Origin of the sequence: Nonomuraea roseola, from assembly GCF_039535395.1 — a bacterium.
Taxonomy (GTDB): domain Bacteria; phylum Actinomycetota; class Actinomycetes; order Streptosporangiales; family Streptosporangiaceae; genus Nonomuraea; species Nonomuraea roseola.
In genome coordinates this window covers 203,322-219,886 of the sequence record NZ_BAAAXC010000006.1, presented here as the reverse complement: position 1 = coordinate 219,886, position 16,565 = coordinate 203,322, and the positions used below count along the sequence as shown (strand labels likewise).

16 protein-coding genes are annotated in these 16,565 nt (G+C 71.1%); 10 read left to right on the top strand and 6 right to left on the bottom strand.

Annotated elements, in window-relative coordinates:
* Positions 1-53 precede the first annotated feature (53 nt).
* Positions 54-539, top strand: coding sequence for a hypothetical protein (locus ABFX55_RS06685; RefSeq protein ID WP_346118649.1), 486 nt, complete (start codon positions 54-56; stop codon positions 537-539).
* Positions 540-557: 18 nt separating this feature from the next.
* Here the strand turns inward: ABFX55_RS06685 and ABFX55_RS06680 are convergent, their stop codons facing one another.
* Positions 558-1,145 (bottom strand): TetR/AcrR family transcriptional regulator, encoded by a 588-nt coding sequence (locus ABFX55_RS06680; RefSeq protein ID WP_346118647.1) that lies wholly within the window; start codon positions 1,143-1,145, stop codon positions 558-560.
* A gap of 59 nt (positions 1,146-1,204) precedes the next feature.
* Between ABFX55_RS06680 and ABFX55_RS06675 the strand changes: the two genes are divergently transcribed.
* From ABFX55_RS06675 to glnII, 9 genes are all read left to right on the top strand, one after another.
* Complete coding sequence (locus ABFX55_RS06675; RefSeq protein ID WP_346118645.1) at positions 1,205-2,269, top strand: calcium:cation antiporter; 1,065 nt, start codon at positions 1,205-1,207, stop codon at positions 2,267-2,269.
* Between the two features lie 41 nt (positions 2,270-2,310).
* Complete coding sequence (locus ABFX55_RS06670) at positions 2,311-2,616, top strand: hypothetical protein (protein WP_346118643.1); 306 nt, start codon at positions 2,311-2,313, stop codon at positions 2,614-2,616.
* Positions 2,610-3,710: an adenosylhomocysteinase gene (locus ABFX55_RS06665; RefSeq protein ID WP_346118641.1), complete on the top strand. Its 1,101-nt coding sequence runs from the start codon at positions 2,610-2,612 to the stop codon at positions 3,708-3,710. The genes ABFX55_RS06670 and ABFX55_RS06665 overlap by 7 nt, the downstream gene beginning before the upstream one ends.
* Positions 3,707-5,308 (top strand): ABC transporter ATP-binding protein, encoded by a 1,602-nt coding sequence (locus ABFX55_RS06660; RefSeq protein WP_346118639.1) that lies wholly within the window; start codon positions 3,707-3,709, stop codon positions 5,306-5,308. Before ABFX55_RS06665 ends, ABFX55_RS06660 begins: the two co-directional genes overlap by 4 nt.
* A 17-nt stretch (positions 5,309-5,325) precedes the next feature.
* A complete protein-coding gene (locus tag ABFX55_RS06655; protein ID WP_183645877.1) occupies positions 5,326-5,889 on the top strand; it encodes an ECF transporter S component in 564 nt (187 codons plus the stop codon).
* A gap of 3 nt (positions 5,890-5,892) precedes the next feature.
* Positions 5,893-6,714 carry an energy-coupling factor transporter transmembrane component T family protein gene (locus ABFX55_RS06650; RefSeq protein ID WP_346118637.1) on the top strand — a complete coding sequence of 274 codons (822 nt, stop codon included), beginning with the start codon at positions 5,893-5,895 and terminating at the stop codon, positions 6,712-6,714.
* The gene (locus ABFX55_RS06645) at positions 6,711-7,946 is read left to right on the top strand and encodes an amidohydrolase family protein (RefSeq protein WP_346118635.1); all 1,236 of its coding nucleotides are present in this window, start codon (positions 6,711-6,713) and stop codon (positions 7,944-7,946) included. Before ABFX55_RS06650 ends, ABFX55_RS06645 begins: the two co-directional genes overlap by 4 nt.
* Positions 7,947-7,951: 5 nt before the next feature.
* A complete protein-coding gene (locus ABFX55_RS06640; RefSeq protein ID WP_346118633.1) occupies positions 7,952-9,853 on the top strand; it encodes a sensor histidine kinase in 1,902 nt (633 codons plus the stop codon).
* An 84-nt stretch (positions 9,854-9,937) separates the two neighbouring features.
* Complete coding sequence (glnII, locus tag ABFX55_RS06635; protein ID WP_346118631.1) at positions 9,938-10,957, top strand: glutamine synthetase; 1,020 nt, start codon at positions 9,938-9,940, stop codon at positions 10,955-10,957.
* 150 nt (positions 10,958-11,107) lie between these two features.
* Here glnII and ABFX55_RS06630 read toward each other — a convergent pair whose 3' ends face one another.
* The 5 genes from ABFX55_RS06630 to ABFX55_RS06610 all read right to left on the bottom strand — a co-directional run bounded on the left by ABFX55_RS06630 (position 11,108) and on the right by ABFX55_RS06610 (position 16,418).
* Positions 11,108-13,117, bottom strand: a complete 2,010-nt coding sequence (locus ABFX55_RS06630) for a CehA/McbA family metallohydrolase (protein WP_346118629.1) — start codon at positions 13,115-13,117, stop codon at positions 11,108-11,110.
* A gap of 117 nt (positions 13,118-13,234) precedes the next feature.
* Complete coding sequence (locus ABFX55_RS06625) at positions 13,235-14,767, bottom strand: aldehyde dehydrogenase family protein (protein WP_346118627.1); 1,533 nt, start codon at positions 14,765-14,767, stop codon at positions 13,235-13,237.
* Between the two features lie 67 nt (positions 14,768-14,834).
* Entirely contained in the window at positions 14,835-15,182 is a 348-nt protein-coding gene (locus ABFX55_RS06620; RefSeq protein WP_346118625.1) for an iron chaperone, read from the bottom strand.
* Positions 15,183-15,186: 4 nt separating this feature from the next.
* A complete protein-coding gene (locus ABFX55_RS06615; RefSeq protein ID WP_346118623.1) occupies positions 15,187-15,732 on the bottom strand; it encodes a cupin domain-containing protein in 546 nt (181 codons plus the stop codon).
* A 53-nt stretch (positions 15,733-15,785) separates the two neighbouring features.
* The gene (locus ABFX55_RS06610; protein WP_346118621.1) at positions 15,786-16,418 is read right to left on the bottom strand and encodes a hypothetical protein; all 633 of its coding nucleotides are present in this window, start codon (positions 16,416-16,418) and stop codon (positions 15,786-15,788) included.
* Positions 16,419-16,565: the final 147 nt, after the last annotated feature.

Below are 16,565 nucleotides of genomic sequence, written 5' to 3'. Positions count from 1 at the left end.
GCCCGAGGCTATCAAGAGTGAACCTGCCGGGAACGTCTCACGTCTGTGGAGGTGTGACAGGTCGGCTGATGATGCTCTCCGCGCTGAGCGTGATGCTCGCGCTGCCCGGCTGCGCCCCCGAGAGGGCCTGCACGCTCATCGGCGCCCCCGCGGGGGTCTCGCTGGCGATCGCCCCGCCGCTGGCGGCCAGGGTGTCGGAGGCGGAGCTGACGGCCTGCTGGGGTGGCTCCTGCACGACGGCGCGGCCGCTGCTGGGCCCTGCCGATCGGGTGGCGACGCAGACCTGCGACGCGGACAGTTGCGGGGCGGCGCTCACCCGGACGGGCGGCAAGCGCGGCTTCGGCGACGTCGCGGGCCTGCCGAAGGCCTCCGTGGAGGTGCGGGTGAAGCTGAAGGGGGCGGACGGCGGCACGGTGCTGGACAGGACGCTGACGGTCACGCCGCGGGGCAGCTTCCCCAACGGTCCCGACTGCGGTGAGGGCGGCCCTCAGGCCGCGATCACGGTCTCGGGCGACGGCGGGCTCAGCGAGGCGACCTGAGCGCCGGGCGCGTGGGGCTCATGCGCGCCCGCCGTTCAGCGCGCCGTACAGGAAGATCTCGACCAGGGCGGCCGTGCCGGGATCGCCGGTCCTGCCGCGGGTGAACAGCAGGCCGAGGAAGACGGCGGCGGCCTGGTCGGCGGGCACCCGCAGCGTGCCGGGCTCGAACAGCTCGGCGACCGCGGCCTTGATCGCCTCCATGGACCCTTCGCGGTCGCCGGGGCGGGCGGCGCTCTCGCGCCTGACGTGTCCCGAGGCCATCAGCGCGCCCGCGACCGTGCCGATGCGGGCCAGGTGGGCCTGGAGGGCGTCGGCGGCCTCCGTCAGGCGGTCGGCCAGCGGCTGGTCCATGGAGATGGCGGCGATCTCGGCGACGGCGTGGTCGGGGCGCAGCGCCTCGGCCATGCAGGCGTTGAGCACCTCGTCCTTGTCGGCGAACACGCGGAAGACGGTCGCCTCGCCGATGCCGGCGGCGCGGGCGATCTGGCTGGTCGTCACGGCGGTGCCGGACTCCGCGACCAGCGGCAGCGCCGCGGCGACGATCATGGCGCGGCGCTGGTCAGGGCTCATGCCCGGCGCCCGGCGCCGGGGAGAGGGGGTCGTCATGCCGAACACGCTAAGGAGTGAGTACTCACTCCGTCAAGCGGATTCGATAGGGTGATCACATGATGCGTTGGACCCTTATCGTGCCCATCGTCGCTTTCCTGGTGCTCGTGCTCACGTGGGGCCGCTCGCCCGGCGGCCTGCTCGTGGCGGTGGTCGCCCTGGCTCTGATCGGGGCGGTGATAGCCGCCGTGCACCACGCCGAGATCGTCGCCCATCGGGTGGGCGAGCCGTTCGGCACCCTGATCCTGGCCATCGCCGTGACCGTCATCGAGGTCGGCCTGATCGTCATGCTGATGAGCGCGGGCGGCGAAGGGTCGGAGTCGCTGGCGCGCGACACGGTGTTCTCCGCATTCATGATCGTGTGCAACGGCGTGATGGGACTGTGCCTGCTCGTCGGCGCGCTCAAGCACCGGGTGCTGGAGTTCAGGGTGGAGGGCGTGACCGCGGCGCTCGCCACGCTGAGCGCGGTCGCCACGCTCGCGCTGGTGCTGCCCTCCTTCACGGTGACCACGTCGGGTCCGACGTACTCCACCGCGCAGCTGGCCTTCGCCGGTGTCGCCTCGCTGATCCTCTACGGCGTGTTCGTCTTCATGCAGACCGTGCGTCACCGCGACTACTTCCTGCCCGTCCAGGCGAGAGGCGAGGACGACCATGCCGACCCGCCGCCGGCGCGGACCGCCCTGATCAGCCTCGGCCTGCTCGTGTTCTGCCTGGTCGCCGTGGTCGGGCTGGCCAAGACGGCCTCGCCCGCCATCGAGGCGAGCATCGCGGCGGTGGGCGCGCCGCGCACCACGGTCGGCGTCGCCATCGCGATGCTGGTGCTGCTGCCCGAGACGGCCGCCGCCGTGCGCGCCGCGGCCCGCGACAGGGTGCAGAACAGCTTCAACCTCGCGCTCGGCTCGGCTCTGGCGAGCATCGGCCTCACCATCCCGACGATCGCGGTCGTCTCGATCATCACCGGCAGCAGCCTCGCGCTCGGCCTTGGACCGCTCCAGATAGTGCTGCTGGCGCTGACCGTGGTGGTGACAACGCTGACAGTCGCTCCGGGAAGGGCGACACTCATGCAGGGAACCGTCCATCTGGTGCTTTTCGGTGCTTTCCTGTTCCTTGCAGTGAGCCCCTGATCTCCCCTTTAATCGGACTCTGCGCATTCGGACGGAGAGCATTGACCCGGCTTCCTGGCGCTCAGGTCGTCATCCAGACCTTCCTGCGCCGCACCAACCTCCTCATGGCGGGCAGACGCGTGGCGATCGTGGGCGATGTGCCAGGGCTCGCCTCGCGCCTGCGCGCGATGGGTGCCCACCCCGGCGCCGCGCCGGCCGACGCCGACCTCGTGATCGGGGACGGCGTGGACCTCGGCACGCTCAGACCCGGCGCGATCCTGGCCACCACGCGGCCGGTCGAGGGGGAGCGGATGCGAGAGGGAGTGGTGGCGAGCGGTCACGTGTTCGTGGTGGACCTGACGTGCTGACCGACATCCGCCACCCCGACCGCTGGCGGGAGGGGCTGGAGAAGATCGCCTGGGCGCGCCGGTTCATGCCGGTCCTGGGCGCCCTGCGCTCGGAGCTCTCGCTGGAGGGCGCCAGGGTGGGGCTGGTGCTGGTCCTCGAGCCGAAGACGGCCAACCTCGCGCTCGCGCTCAGGGACGCGGGGGCCGAGGTGACCGTCACCTGTCCCGGCAGGGAGACCATGGACGACGTGGCCGCCGCGCTCGTCCACGAGGGCGTCGCGGTCCTGGCCCGCTCCGACTCGGGCAGGGACCAGGACGACGAACTGGCCAGGCGCATGCTCGACGCCGGTCTCGACGTCCTGGTCGACGACGGCTCGCGCGTCATCAGGCTGGCCCACGCCGAGGACCGCCTCGGCGATTTGCGCGGCGCGGCCGAGGAGACCACGAGCGGGCTGCGCCCGCTGCGCGAGATGACGCTGCGGGTGCCCGTCATGGCGGTCAACGACGCCCGCTCGAAGTACCTCTTCGACAACGTCCACGGCACGGGGCAGTCGTGCGTCATGGCCGCCCTCGACCTGTCGGGCCTGGACCTGGAGGGTGCCACCGTCGCCGTGGCCGGTTACGGCCATGTCGGCCAGGGCGTCTCCCGCTACGCCGCCGCGCTCGGCGCCAGGGTGATCGTCAGCGAGGTCGACCCGCTGGCCGCCCTGCGCGCCCACCACGACGGACACGAGGTCAGGCGGCTGGCCGACGCCTGCCCCGAGGCCGACCTGGTCTTCTCCGCGACCGGTGTACGGCATACGATCACCCGCGAGCACCTGCGGGCGCTCAGGCCCGGCGCCTTCGTGGCCGTCGCAGGAGGGGTGCTGGACGAGGTCGAGCCGGGCGTGGAGGGCGCGTACCGGCTGCTGGCCGACGGCGAGTGCGTCAACTGCGCCGCCGCCGAGGGAAACCCGATCGAGATCATGGACCTGTCCCTGTCGCTGCAGGCGCTCGCGGTCGGGCACCTGCTCACCCACGACCTCCCGCCGGGGCTGCACCTGCTGCCCGACCACCTCGACGAACGGGTGGCCAGGCTCAAGCTCGACGCGCTCGGACTGGAGCTCGACCAGTGATCATCGACATCCGTGACGCGTCCGTCCGCTACCGCAGCACCGGGCAGCAGGTGCTGAGCGGGGTCTCCCTCGCCGTCGCGGCAGGAGACTTCGCGCTCGTCAGCGGCCCCTCGGGGTGCGGCAAGAGCACGCTGCTCAGGATGATCAACGGCCTGGTGCCCCACTCCTACAGGTCCGAGGTCCAGGGCACGGTGAACGTCGGCGGCAGGCCCGTCGCCGAGCAGACGATCAGGCAGCTCTCCACCGTCGTCGGCACCCTGCTCCAGGACCCGCACAAGCAGATCGTCGGCGCCACCGTCTTCAGCGAGCTCGCCTTCGGCCCCGAGAACCTCGCCCTCCCCAGGGCCGACATCCTCGCCCGCATCGAGGAGGTCGCCGCCAGGGTCGGCATCACCCACCTGCTCCAGCGCGCCACGCACGAGCTGAGCGGCGGCGAGCTGCAGATGGTCGCCTTCGCGGGTGTCCTGGTCATGCGCCCCCGGGTGGTGGTGGTCGACGAGCCGCTGGCCAACCTCGACCCCGCCGCCAGCCGACGCCTGATGGGCGAGCTGCGCCGCTTCGTGGACGACGGCGGCGCGGCGGTCGTCGTCGAGCACAGGGTCGAGGAACTGCTGGAGTTCGGCCCCACCCAGGTGCTCTACCTGGAGGAGGGGCGAGCCCGCTACACCGGTGACGTGCCCGGCTTCCTGCGCGAGGCGCCCGTCGCGCACGTCAAGCTGCCCTTCGAGACGCTGGTGGCCAGGGCGGGCGAGCTGCCCGAGACGCCGGCCGTACCGAGGGCGCAGGCCGTCACCGAGGCGACCCGCCTGGAGTACAGAGGGGTCAGCCTGGGGTACGGCGAGCGGCCCGTCCTGCGCGAGGTCGATCTCGCGCTCGGAGCGACCGAACGGGTCGCCGTGCTGGGCCGCAACGGCGCGGGCAAGTCCACGCTGCTGCGGGCGGCGGTGCGGCTGATCGAGCCGTCGAAGGGCGAGGTGCTCGTGGACGGCGCCCCCATCGGCGACCGCTCGGTGCTGAGCCTGGCCACGACCTTCGGCTACGTCTTCCAGAACCCCAGCCAGGCGCTGTTCTCCGCGACGGTGAAGGAGGAGCTGGCCTTCGGCCCCCGCAACCTCGGCTGGACGGCCGAGCAGATCGCCGAGGTGTCGAGCGAGGCCCTGGCCACGATGCTGCTGCACCACGAGCCCGACATCATGAACCGCTCGCCGCACACGCTCTCGCACGGCCAGCAGCGCCGTCTCACCGTGGCGCTCGCCCTGGCCATGCGCCCCGAGACGCTCATCCTCGACGAGCCGACCGCGGGACAGGACCTCCACACGACCACGACGTTCATGGAGCGCGTGCTCGGCGGGTTGCGCAGCGTCTACTTCATCACCCACGACGTCGACCTGGCGATCACCTCCGCCGACCGCATCGTGATCGTCGACGGGGGACGGATCGTCGCGGACGCCTCCCCCTCCGAGCTGGCCCACCGCGAGCAGCTGTGGACCGACTCCGGCCTGCGCGCCACCAGCCTGGTGCGGGCCGTCCGCGACCGTCTTCAGGGAGCGGGGACCGTCCCGCACCCCTTCGAGTTGGCGCGATTAACCCACCCATGAGGAAGGACTCACCCCCCATGAAGTCCGAGACAGTCCGGCCCCCACTCTGGGAGATCAACTCCAGAGTGGTGGTGTTCGCCGCCGTCGGCGCCGCCCTCTACGCGGTGCTCGGCCTCATCAGCTTCACCATCCCCGGCACCCAGAACGTCGACATCCGCCCCGCCTTCGCCCTCGTACCGTTCTTCGGCATGAGGTTCGGGCCCATCGCAGGGTTCTTCACCGGCCTGGTCGGCAACATCGTCATCGACCAGATCAAGGGCTACGGCGCGCTCACCTACTGGAACTGGAGCCTGGCCAACGCCCTCACGGGACTGATCGCCGGCCTCCTGTTCGCCCTGGTCGTCTCCCGCATCAACAAGGAGGCCGTGCGCCTGGTCGCGGTGGGCGTGCTGACCTGGGTGGCGATGCTGATCGCCTTCGCCACCACGATCACCGACATGTGGCTGCAGGACCTGACCCTGGGGGCATGGGCAGGTGTCGCCTTCGGCCCGCTGCTGCTCAGCAACACCCTCGTCGCGCTCATCCTCACGCCCGCGCTGGACGCGGTCTGGGAGCCGATCTCCAAGCGCATCGGCAGGTAGCCGATGGACGTCACGCCACGTTACCTGGGAGGGGACTCCTTCCTCGGTCGCCGTGATCCGCGCGTGCTCCTGCTGGTCCCGGTGTTCTACCTCGTGGCCGTGGCGCGGCTCAGCGACCTGCGGGTGATCCTGCTGTGCGGCCTGGTGGCCCTGGCCTACTACCTGTCGGCGGGAATTCCGTGGCGGGCGGTCAGGGCCAACTGGGCGTTCGTGCTCACGCTGATGACGATCACCGTGGTGGTCAACAGCGTCTTCACCGACGCCCTGCAGATTGAGGCGGCCGCCGAGGCGCCGACGCTGTTCTCCATGCCCATCACCGGCAACGCGGTCAGCACCGCGACGCTGTCGTACTCGGCGACGCTGCTCGTGCGGTTCGTGTCGCTGGCGATGATGGGCTTTCCCGTCGCCTTCTGCATCGCGCCGGGCGACCTGGGTGTCACCTTCGCCAGGCTCAAGGTGTCGCAGCGGCTGGCGTTCGGGGTGGATCTCACCTTCCGCTTCCTGCCGTCGACCGCCGCGCGCATGCAGGAGATCGTCGACGCCCAGCGCGTACGCGGCTACAACCACCCCCGCACCAGCAACCCTGTCAGGCGGCTGACGTCGCTCAAGCCCATCGTCATCCCGCTCACCGTCAACTCCCTGATCGACGCCGAGGACACCTCCAACGCCATGGACCTGCGCGGGTTCGGCGCCAAGCACCGCACCTGGATGCGCGAGCTGGCCTTCGACCGCACCGACTACCTTGTGCTGTCCGGCTTCGCCGCTCTCGCGGCGGCCCTGCTCGCCTTCAAGATCTTCGGGAGCGACGTCGTATGGGTCCCGTGAGCTTCAGCGCCCCGCTGGTCCTGCCCATCGCGGGGCCGCCCGTGCGCGACGGCAGGATCGTCGTGCGCGAGGGCAGGATCGAGGAGATCGGCACGGGACGAGGTCAGGTCCACTACGAGGGCATCCTCGTCGCGGGGCTGGTCAACGCGCACACCCACCTGCAGTACACGGCCATGGCCGAAATCGGCAGCCGGGTCTACGCCTCCTTCGAGGACTGGGCGCGCGCCTTCGACCTGGCCTACTTCGGCGGTCAGGACGGCAGCTGGAACTCCGCCCACCGCGAGGGCGTGTGGGACTGGGCCGCGGGCGCCATGGACGGCGCCTGGCAGTGCCTGCGCACCGGCACCACCGCCGCCGCCGACATCGTCACCGACCCCGAGGCGCTCGTCGACACCCCGCTCGGCGGCCTGCGCTACCTGGAGGCGATCGGCGACAGCGACGCAAGCTGGCGTGACGGCGGGCGCGGCCGCTTCCTCGACCTGCTGGCCAAGGCCGACGGCATCTCCCCGCACGCCCCCTACTCCCTCGACACCGGCGTGCTGGCCGACCTGGCCCGCCTGGCGGCCGAGCGGGGCATGCGCACCCACATCCACCTCTCGGAGTCGGTCCACGAGCGCGAGTTCACGATGCGCGGCTCGGGTCCGCTGGAACAGTACGTCACCAAGCTCGGCCTCGACTTCGCCATCCTGCGCGAGCACGGCTCTGGCCTGCCGCCCACCGCCTACATCGACTCGACGGGCCTGCTCGGGCCCGGCTGCCACATCGCGCACGGCGTCGACCTCACCGCCGAGGACCGCGCGCTGCTGCGCGAGCGGCGCACCGCCGTCGCGCTCTGCCCCCGCTCCAACCACGTGCTCGGGCTGCCGGGGCCCGACGTCGCGGCGCTGCTGCGCGAGGGCAACCCCATCGCCGTCGGCACCGACTCGCTGTCGTCCTCGCCCTCACTCGACCTGCTCGCCGACGTCGCCGCGCTCAGAGAGCTGGCCGTACGGCAGGGCTACCACGAGCCCGACCTCGACCAGCGCCTCATCGAGGCGGCGACGCTCGGGGGAGCGCGCGCCATGGGCCTGGAGCACGAGATCGGCAGCCTCACTCCAGGACACCGCGCCGACTTCGCGGTGTTCGACCTCGACCCCTTCTCCGAGAACCCCTACAGGTCGCTGGCCGAGCACGGCGCGGGCCGCTGCGCGGCGACCGTGGTGGGCGGTTCACCCCTGACCGAAATGACCTAGGACACATGGCCTCCCAGAGTCTCCGTTTCAAGCTGTACTCGCTGCTCAGCCTGCCGATCGTGGCGCTCATCGGGCTGTGGACGTTCGTGGCGGGGCACACGCTCGGCGACTTCTTCGAGCTGTCCACCGCCACGGCGGTCTTCGAGGAGATCGGCTCGCCCGCCACGGGTTTGGTCGGCGCGCTCCAGCAGGAACGCAGGGACTCCGCCCTGTTCCTCAGCTCCGATCGGCCCGACGCGCTGCGGCTGGCCGACGCGCGCCGCCGTACGGACCAGGCGGTCGCGCTGTTCAGGACCATGGCGACCGGCGAGCGGGCCTCGACCGTGACCACCGAGGAGGTCCGCGTGGCCGTCGAGGCGGTGCTCGACGGCGCGCAGGGCCTGACCAGGCTCAGGGAGAAGGTGGACGAGCGGCTGACGAACAGGCTGGAGGCCGTCCAGGCCTACGGCGGCGTCACCGACACGGTCTACCGGCTCTTCGACCAGCTCATCACCGTGCCGCAGGTGCGGCTGTTCCAGCAGGCGGTCGGCCTGCGGCGCATCGCCCACGCCCAGGATCTGCTCTCCCGCGAGGACGCCCTGGTCTCGGGCGCGGTGATGTCCGGCAAGCTCACGCACGACGAGTACGAGGCCATGGAGGTGCTCTCGCCCAACCGGCAGCTCCTGCTGGCCGAGGGCGTCGCCACGCTCGACGCCGAACTGCGCGCCCCCTTCGAGCGGATGGTCGACTCACCCGACCACAAGCAGCTCATCAGCCTCGAGCACGAGATCATCGAGGAGGCCGAACTGCCCGCCGACCGCGCCGCGTGGCAGTCCGTCACCGCCAGGCTCGACCCCGCCCTCGACCAGCTGCTGGCCTCACGCATCGGCCTGCTCACCGGGAGGGCCGACGACTCGGCGGGCGGCATCATCGCCACGATCGTCATCGTCGGCGGTCTCGGGCTCGCGGCCATCCTGGCCGCCGTCATCTGGTCGGTACGGCTGGGCCGCGGCCTGGTCGAGGAGCTGGACGGCCTGCGCGGCGCCGCCACCGACCTGGCCGAGGTGCGCCTGCCCGAGCTCGTCAGGCGGCTCAGCCTCGGCCAGCCCGTCGAGGCGGGAACCCCGCGCATCGCCGCCACCGCCGCCACCCAGGAGGTACGCGACCTGGCCAACGCCTTCGACAGCGTGCAGCGCACCGCCGTCCAGGCCGCCGTCGGCCAGGCTGAGCTGCGCCAGGGACTCAACAGGGTCTTCCGCAACCTCGCCAGGCGCAACCAGTCGCTCGTCCACCGCCAGCTCGGCCAGCTCGACGCGATGCAGCGCAAGACCGCCGAGCCCGACCAGCTCAGCGACCTGTTCAGGCTCGACCACCTCACCACCCGCATGCGGCGGCAGGCCGAGGGCCTGGTCATCCTGTCCGGCGCGCCCGCCGGCCGGCACTGGCGCCGCCCCGTCGCCATGATCGACGTCGTGCGCGGCGCGGTCGCCGAGGTCGAGGACTACCTGCGCGTCAACGTGCAGCCCATGCCGCACTCCACGCTCACCGGCGGCGCCGCGGCCGACGTCATCCACCTGCTGGCCGAGCTGGTCGAGAACGCGACCGTCTTCTCCCCGCCCAACACCCACGTCAACGTGAGCGGCGAGCTGGTCGCCCGCGGCTTCGCGGTCGAGATCGAGGACCGCGGCCTGGGCCTGGCCGACGCCGAGCGCGACGAGCACAACCGCCGCCTGGCCGAGCCGCCCGAGTTCGACCTGGCCGACAGCGACAGGCTCGGCCTGTTCGTCGTCGGGCGGCTGGCCGTCCGGCACGGCATCAAGGTCACCCTGCAACGCTCGCCCTACGGGGGCACGACCGCGGTGGTGCTCATCCCCATGTCGCTGATGACCGACCCGACGAGTGACCTTGCTCACAACCGCACCGATTAACACGGCGTTCACATATGGGCAAAGACCTCGAAACGGCGCAATGCGAATCTCGGCGTGGCTGAGAAACACCCCGAAAGGACCGCCGTGAGCATCAAGGCTGAGTACATCTGGATCGACGGCACCGAGCCCACGGCTCTGCTCCGCTCGAAGACCAAGATCCTGGCCGACGGCGCCACGCCGCCGGTGTGGGGCTTCGACGGCTCGAGCACGAACCAGGCCGAGGGTCACTCCTCCGACCGCGTGCTCCGCCCTGTCTTCACCTGCCCCGACCCCATTCGCGGTGGCGAGCACATTCTCGTCCTGTGCGAGGTGGAGGAGATCGACGGCCAGTCGCACAGCAGCAACACGCGTGCGCTGCTGCGTCCCATCGCCGAGCGCTACGCCGACCAGGAGTCGTGGTTCGGCATCGAGCAGGAGTACACCTTCTTCAAGGGCTCGCGCCCGCTCGGCTTCCCCGAGGGCGGCTTCCCCGCCCCGCAGGGCCCGTACTACTGCGGTGTCGGCGCCGACGCCATCTTCGGCCGCGAGATCGTCGAGCTGCACCTCGACCGCTGCCTCGCCGCCGGTCTGGCCATCTCCGGCATCAACGCCGAGGTCATGCCGGGCCAGTGGGAGTTCCAGGTAGGCCCCGCCGGCCCCCTCGAGGTCTCCGACCACCTGTGGATCGCGCGCTGGCTGCTCTACCGCACCGCCGAGGAGTTCGGCGTGGAGGCCACCCTCGACGCCAAGCCCGCCCGCGGCGACTGGAACGGCGCAGGCGCGCACACCAACTTCTCCACCAAGGCCATGCGCGAGGGCTACGACGCCATCATCACCGCCTGCGAGGCGCTGGGCGAGGGCGACAAGCCGATGGAGCACGTCACCCAGTACGGCTCGGGCATCGAGTCGCGCCTGACCGGCGCCCACGAGACCGCCCCGTGGAACAAGTACAGCTACGGCGTCTCCCACCGCGGCGCTTCGGTGCGTATCCCGTGGCAGGTCGAGGTGGACAAGAAGGGCTACATCGAGGACCGCCGCCCGAACGCCAACGTCGACCCCTACGTGGTGACCCGCCTCCTGGTCGACACCTGCTGCGCCGCCCTGGAGAAGGCCGGCCAGGTCTGACCGCAGGCTTACCCGCGTCCGGCGGGTTGAGAGAGACATCGAGAGAGCCCGTCGCTGCGTCGCAGCGGCGGGCTCTCTCCTGTCCGGCTGCCATCACCTGTCGCTCCGTGCGGCCCTTCGCAAGGGCATCCGCGAACCACGGTCTCCCGTTCAGGTCAGGCGGGCGCGGTAGACCCTGCGGGCCTCGTCGAAGACCGACAGGTAGTCGTCGAGCTGACGCCGGTGCTCCAGCCTGGCCGTCGTACGCACCAGCTCCTCCAGCAGGTCGATCCACCGCAGGCAGAACGTCACGTCGTCCTCCCTCGCCACCCTGCGGTGGTCGACGTCCAGGTACACCGGGCTGGTGTGGGCGTAGACGTGGGTGAACAGCGAGCGCGGATGGGCCCCTCCGTCGGCCACCGCCACCACGTACGTCGGCCACTGCACGGTCAGCTCGGCGCTCACCTCCGAGCCTGAGGAGGAGGCCAGCTCGCCGTCGGCCGTCAGCAGCGTCAGGCGTTCGACCTCGGGCCCCACCACCTTGGCCGTCACCCGCACGCGCTCGCCCTGCGTCAGGTCGAGCGTCTCTCCTGGGCCTCTGCCCTCCACCGACAGCTCCAGGAACGGCCCCGTGGTGGCGAACGTGCGGCCCCGCCGTACGGCGTCGGCATAGGCGGCCGCGGTCAGCGGCCCCTCCACACGGGCGTAGGTGCGCTCCCAGCCGATGGGGCTGGCCACCATCTCCATCCGCTGCCTGGTGAAGGTGAGCATCGAGTCGGTGCCCGCCACCGCCGCCAGCCTGTTGCCCGCGCCGATCAGCCGCCGGTAGGCCCGCGCCGAGCCCGTCGCGCTGGAGAAGTGCAGCAGCTCGAAGCCGTCGACGAGGCCGAGCGCCGCGTCGACGACGACCATCCTGGCCGTGCACCCCGGCGTGCCGACCAGCTGCTCGGGTGTCTCGGTCGGGCCGCGGAAGGCGTGGGCGTAGCCTACCAGCGCGCCCAGCTCTCTCAGCTCCTTCAACGCCTGCGTCGTCGGTGGCCAGTCGGGCGAGCCCGCGAACCCCGTGGAGTAGAGCGAGGGAGGGCCGTCGGGCGCGAAGGCGTGCAGGTGGCCGAACAGGTCGTTGCGGTGCTCGACGCCCATCCTGGCCACGTGGGTCGCGTCGGACCACGGCAGGTCCTGGCCCGCCCAGTGCTCCAGCGCCTCCTTGTCGAGCACCCGCTCGCCCGAGACGTTGGCCGCCAGCAGGCTCAGCACGTGGAGGTCCTCGCCGTGCTGGGAGTCGGCCGCCCACTTCGGCGGCGCGACCAGATCGCCGACGTAGTTGAGATGGACGTGCAGGTCGCCGCCGTACCAGCCCCTGGCCGCCGCGTCGTAGATGCGCTTGGGCGCCAGCTCCACCAGCGTCTCGATGTGCTCGGGCGGGGTGAGGGAGGTTTCGGCGCAGCCGTACTCCATGCCCCTGGTGACGCGCACGGTCAGCGGTTCGGCGGGCACGGGCAGGATCAGGTCGTCGCCGTGGAAGTACGGCACGCCGTTGTAGTCGCGCTTGGGCGGCACGCCCGGCGGATACCAGCCCTGGCCGTCGGCGCTCCACACGCTCCACCGGCACGGGAAGCCCGCGCGCAGCCGGAGGGCGGCCCTCGGGGCGGTGCGGGTCAGGCCGGACAGGTCGATGACGCGCCCGTCGACGCGCACCTCGGCGGAGGTGTCGAGCTCCACCAGGCGGGCGCCCTTCACGCCGACCTCGTGCTCCTGCCCGCCCACCGTCACGTAGGCGGCGTGGTCGCAGACACTGTCGATCAACAGTGTGAGCGGCAGCGGCGCGCCGCTCAGCACCGCTCTGGCCCGGCCGCGCAGATCGTGGCCGTCGGGGGTGAGGCGCAGCACCGCCAGCCCCTCGGGCGGGATGGGGCCGAGCGCGCCGCGCAGCACCTCGTCGTAGTCGAGCTCGCACTCCAGCCGCTGCAGCTCGGCCGGCGCCGCGCCGGGGGACTGCTCTCTGGCCAGGCGCCTGGCCTCCCGCCAGAACGGGCCGACCTCCACGAACCGTGACTGGCTCATGACCCTGACGTAGGCGATGGGGGGTTCGCCCCAGGTCATCCCGTGATCGGCGAGAAGCTGTCGGTACTCCTCCAGCATCCGGGCGACGGGCTCTGGAAGCATCGGATCGTCACGCATCGGTCTCTCCCCGTAATCGCAGGCGCCGTCATCGTGACACATACCGGCGTTTGCCTGCGGAGGGGCGGATATGGTTTTCCCCCACCCGGGGTGAGCCAGCTACGACCCGGATCAACGTCAGAGGCGGAACTCCAGGTCCGGGACGATGTCGGCCACGTCCATCTGGGCCTTCTGCAGCCTGCCCGAGTGGTCCCAGTTCATCGCCTGCCAGCGGGTGAACTGGTCGAGCACCCACATGCCCGACTGGCGGCTGCCGTTGCCGGACTTGCCGTTGCCGCCGAAGGGCAGGTGCGCCTCGGCGCCGCTGGTGGAGTTATTGACGCTGACCATGCCCGCCGAGACGCCCTCGCGGAAGCGGAAGGCGTGGCGCGGGTCGGTGGTGTAGATCGACGACGACAGGCCGTAGCCGGGCAGGTTCGCCAGCTCGATCGCCTCGTCGAGGGTCCTGAAGGTGGTCACGCCGACGATCGGGCCGAAGGTCTCCTCAAGGAACAGCCGGTCCTCGGGGGTGACGCCGTCGACGACCGTCGGGTGGTAGTAGATGCCGCCCTCGCCGGTGAAGCCGCCGTGCGGCTCACTTGTCGTGATTTTTCCGACCTTTCCAAGGACGGTGTGGTGGTCGGCGATCCAGCCGATGAACTCCTCGAACCGGTCGGCGAACTTCTGGTCCAGCAGCGGCCCCATCAGCACCTGCCCGGCCGGGTCGCCCACGACGGCCTCCTCGACGGCCGAGGCGAGGCGCTCGACGAAGGCGTCGTGGATCGACTCGTGCACGATCACCGTGCCGAGGCTGGTGCACCGCTGGCCCGCCGTGCCGAACCCGGCGAACAGCGCGCCCTCCACGGCCAGGTCGAGGTCGGCGTCGGGCATGACGACCATCGGGTTCTTGCCGCCGAGCTCCAGGCACGGCGACTGCAGGTGCCGTCCGCACAGCTCGCCGATCTTCCTGCCCACCTCGGAGGAGCCGGTGAAGCCGACCTTCTGCACGGTGCCCTCCTCCAGGGCCGTGTCGAGCCCCTCGAAGGTCTGCACGCCGTCGGCGAAGACCACGTTGAGCACGCCCTCGGGCAGCCCCGAGGCGGCGAACAGGCGGTACATCGCGTGCGCCGAGGCCGCGGCGTACTCGGCGGGCTTCCACACCACCGCGTTGCCGCACAGCAGCGCGGGCACGAGGTACCAGCTCGGCACCGCCACGGGGAAGTTGCCCGCCGTGATCACCGCGGCGACCCCCACAGGGTTGCGGAAGGTGAACAGGTTCTTGTCGGGCATCTCCGACGGCACCGTCTGGCCGTAGAGCCTGCGGCCCTCGCCGAGGAAGAAGTCGCAGGTGTCGACGATCTCGCGGACCTCTCCCAGCGCCTCGGCGTACGGCTTGCCGATCTCCTCGGTGACCAGCGCGGCCAGCGACTCGGCGTTCGCCTCGACCAGGCGGCCGATCGAGGCGATCACCCTGCCGCGCACCGGCGCGGGCGTGCGCGCCCACTCCCGCTGCGCCTCCTTGGCGGTACGGCACGCGGCGGCGAAGGTGCCCGCGTCGGCCAGCCCCACGCGCGCCACGATTTCGGAGGTTTTCGCGGGGTTGGTGGAGTCGTAGGTCGTGAAGGAGGCGGCATCCTTGCCGCCGACGACGGAGACGATCTGACGGGTCACCGGTGACCTCCTCGTGGATTTTCCTGGGGCCAGCCAATCATTCCGCACGTCTTGCGGGGAAGCTCCGTCAGCAGACCGGACCTCGCGTGGCGGCCGTCGCCCTCAGCATGGATCGGACGAGGTCGGCGTCCAGCCGGTCGGGACGGCGGAAGCGCAGGCAGCTCTTGCCCATGTCATGCCCCACCAGGCGGTCGGCGTGCGCGTCGCGGACGTCGGTGCGCACGAGATAGATGGAGATGTACTGCTTCTGGCTGGCGAAGGCCACCTCGCCGACGCCGTCGCGGGTGTAGGTGGGCATGCCGTACATGATGGTCTCGGTGAAGCCGGTCAGCTCCTCCAGACACATCCGCCTGATCAGCGCCATGGCCTCGGCGCGCTCGGGCGGCACCGCTGCGAGGTAGTCGTCGACGGTCATGGTCTCAGGCCGTGAAGTCGGCGAACTCGAAGCCGGGTGAGACCACGCAGCTGACCAGCACGGCCTCCTCACCCGCAGGGCGGGCGGCCTGCCAGACCCCTGCGGGCACCCTGGCCTGCGGCACCTGACCCTCCTCGACGAGGGGGCCGAGCGTGAGGCGCTCGTCGCCGATGGTGAGGGTGAGAGGGCCGCCCCTGTGCCAGAGCCAGACCTCGTCGGACTTGACCATGTGGGGGACGGACTCCTCGCCGGGCTGGAGGAGGAAGTAGATGCCGGTGGCGGTGGCTCTGGGGCCGTCGTAGCCGTCGGGCTCGAAGGTGAGCGCGCTCTTCCACGTCTGCCTGAACCAGCCGCCCTCGGGGTGGGGGAGCAGGTCGAGGGCCTCGGCGATGGGCGGACGCTCGACGAAGGCGACCGCCCTGCCGGTGACGTCGCGGCGCAGGAAGCGGGTGCCGTCGAGGACGAGCTGACCCGGCAGGTCGCTGGCCAGCGCCTCCGCCTCGTCGGCGACGTCGACGCTGGGACCGTCGGGGTGGACCTTCAGCTTCATCCCGCCGATTCTAGGCGCGGGCGGGCTCCGTCAGCGCCGGTCGGCTCATCGCGTCATTTCCGGGTGGCCTCCTTCACGATCCTGTCCAGCCGTTCGACGCCCGAGGTGTCCACGATGAGGATCCGCTCCTTGGGCAGGTACCACTCCCGCTGGACGAAGGTCCTGGTCTTCTCGTCGGTCTTCATGCTGTAGCACTCGCCCCGCCAGGCCCGGTACTGCGCCGTGTGGCCGGCCCCGACCTCGCGGGTCCCCGCGACGACGGGCTTGCGGTCGGGGAAGCGCTCGCCGTCCTTCGTGCCGGTGGTGAGACGGCAGGTCGACACGCCGGTTCCCGGGGCGAAGGGGTGGCTGGTCTTGTACGTCTCCAGGAAGTCCTCGGGGCCGGGCTTGAGCACCTTGGGGCCGACCAGTTGGACGTGCGCGCAGGTACTGCCGCAGCCCGCGGGCTTCACGGTGATCCAGTCCCCGCCGTGACCGGCGGCCTTCACGACCTTCCAGCCTGAGGGGAACGTCAGGGTCATGGAGCGGAAGTGGACGTTCTTCCCAGCGCCGGCCGTGACGGCGGCGGTGTCAGCGGTCGCGGTGTCAGCGGTCGCGGTGAGCGCGGACGCGGGCGCCGCGATGATCGTCATGGCGAGCAGGGCGGTCGCGGTGAGCGTCAGGGGCCTGAGAGCTGATGTGATCATGGTGGGTTGGATGGCTGATCGCCCGGAGAAGTTCTCGCCTGGCGGCATTCCAGCGGTTCATGGCGCATGTGCGCGGTGTCGCGGGCGCGCTCAGGCTTTCCTGGGGATTTGTCGCCTGGCCTTGAATTGTCGGTGCGGGCCGTTAGT

Excerpts from the sequence above, each read along its gene's own strand:
- ABFX55_RS06620 (WP_346118625.1), bottom strand. The coding sequence starts at position 15,182 with ATGACCGTCGACGACTACCTCGCAGCGGTGCCGCCCGAGCGCGCCGAG.
- ABFX55_RS06640 (WP_346118633.1), top strand. The coding sequence starts at position 7,952 with ATGGCCTCCCAGAGTCTCCGTTTCAAGCTGTACTCGCTGCTCAGCCTG.
- ABFX55_RS06680 (WP_346118647.1), bottom strand. The coding sequence starts at position 1,145 with ATGACGACCCCCTCTCCCCGGCGCCGGGCGCCGGGCATGAGCCCTGAC.
- ABFX55_RS06630 (WP_346118629.1), bottom strand. The coding sequence starts at position 13,117 with ATGCGTGACGATCCGATGCTTCCAGAGCCCGTCGCCCGGATGCTGGAG.
- ABFX55_RS06675 (WP_346118645.1), top strand. The coding sequence starts at position 1,205 with ATGATGCGTTGGACCCTTATCGTGCCCATCGTCGCTTTCCTGGTGCTC.
- ABFX55_RS06650 (WP_346118637.1), top strand. The coding sequence starts at position 5,893 with ATGGACGTCACGCCACGTTACCTGGGAGGGGACTCCTTCCTCGGTCGC.
- ABFX55_RS06655 (WP_183645877.1), top strand. The coding sequence starts at position 5,326 with ATGAAGTCCGAGACAGTCCGGCCCCCACTCTGGGAGATCAACTCCAGA.
- ABFX55_RS06615 (WP_346118623.1), bottom strand. The coding sequence starts at position 15,732 with ATGAAGCTGAAGGTCCACCCCGACGGTCCCAGCGTCGACGTCGCCGAC.
- ABFX55_RS06610 (WP_346118621.1), bottom strand. The coding sequence starts at position 16,418 with ATGATCACATCAGCTCTCAGGCCCCTGACGCTCACCGCGACCGCCCTG.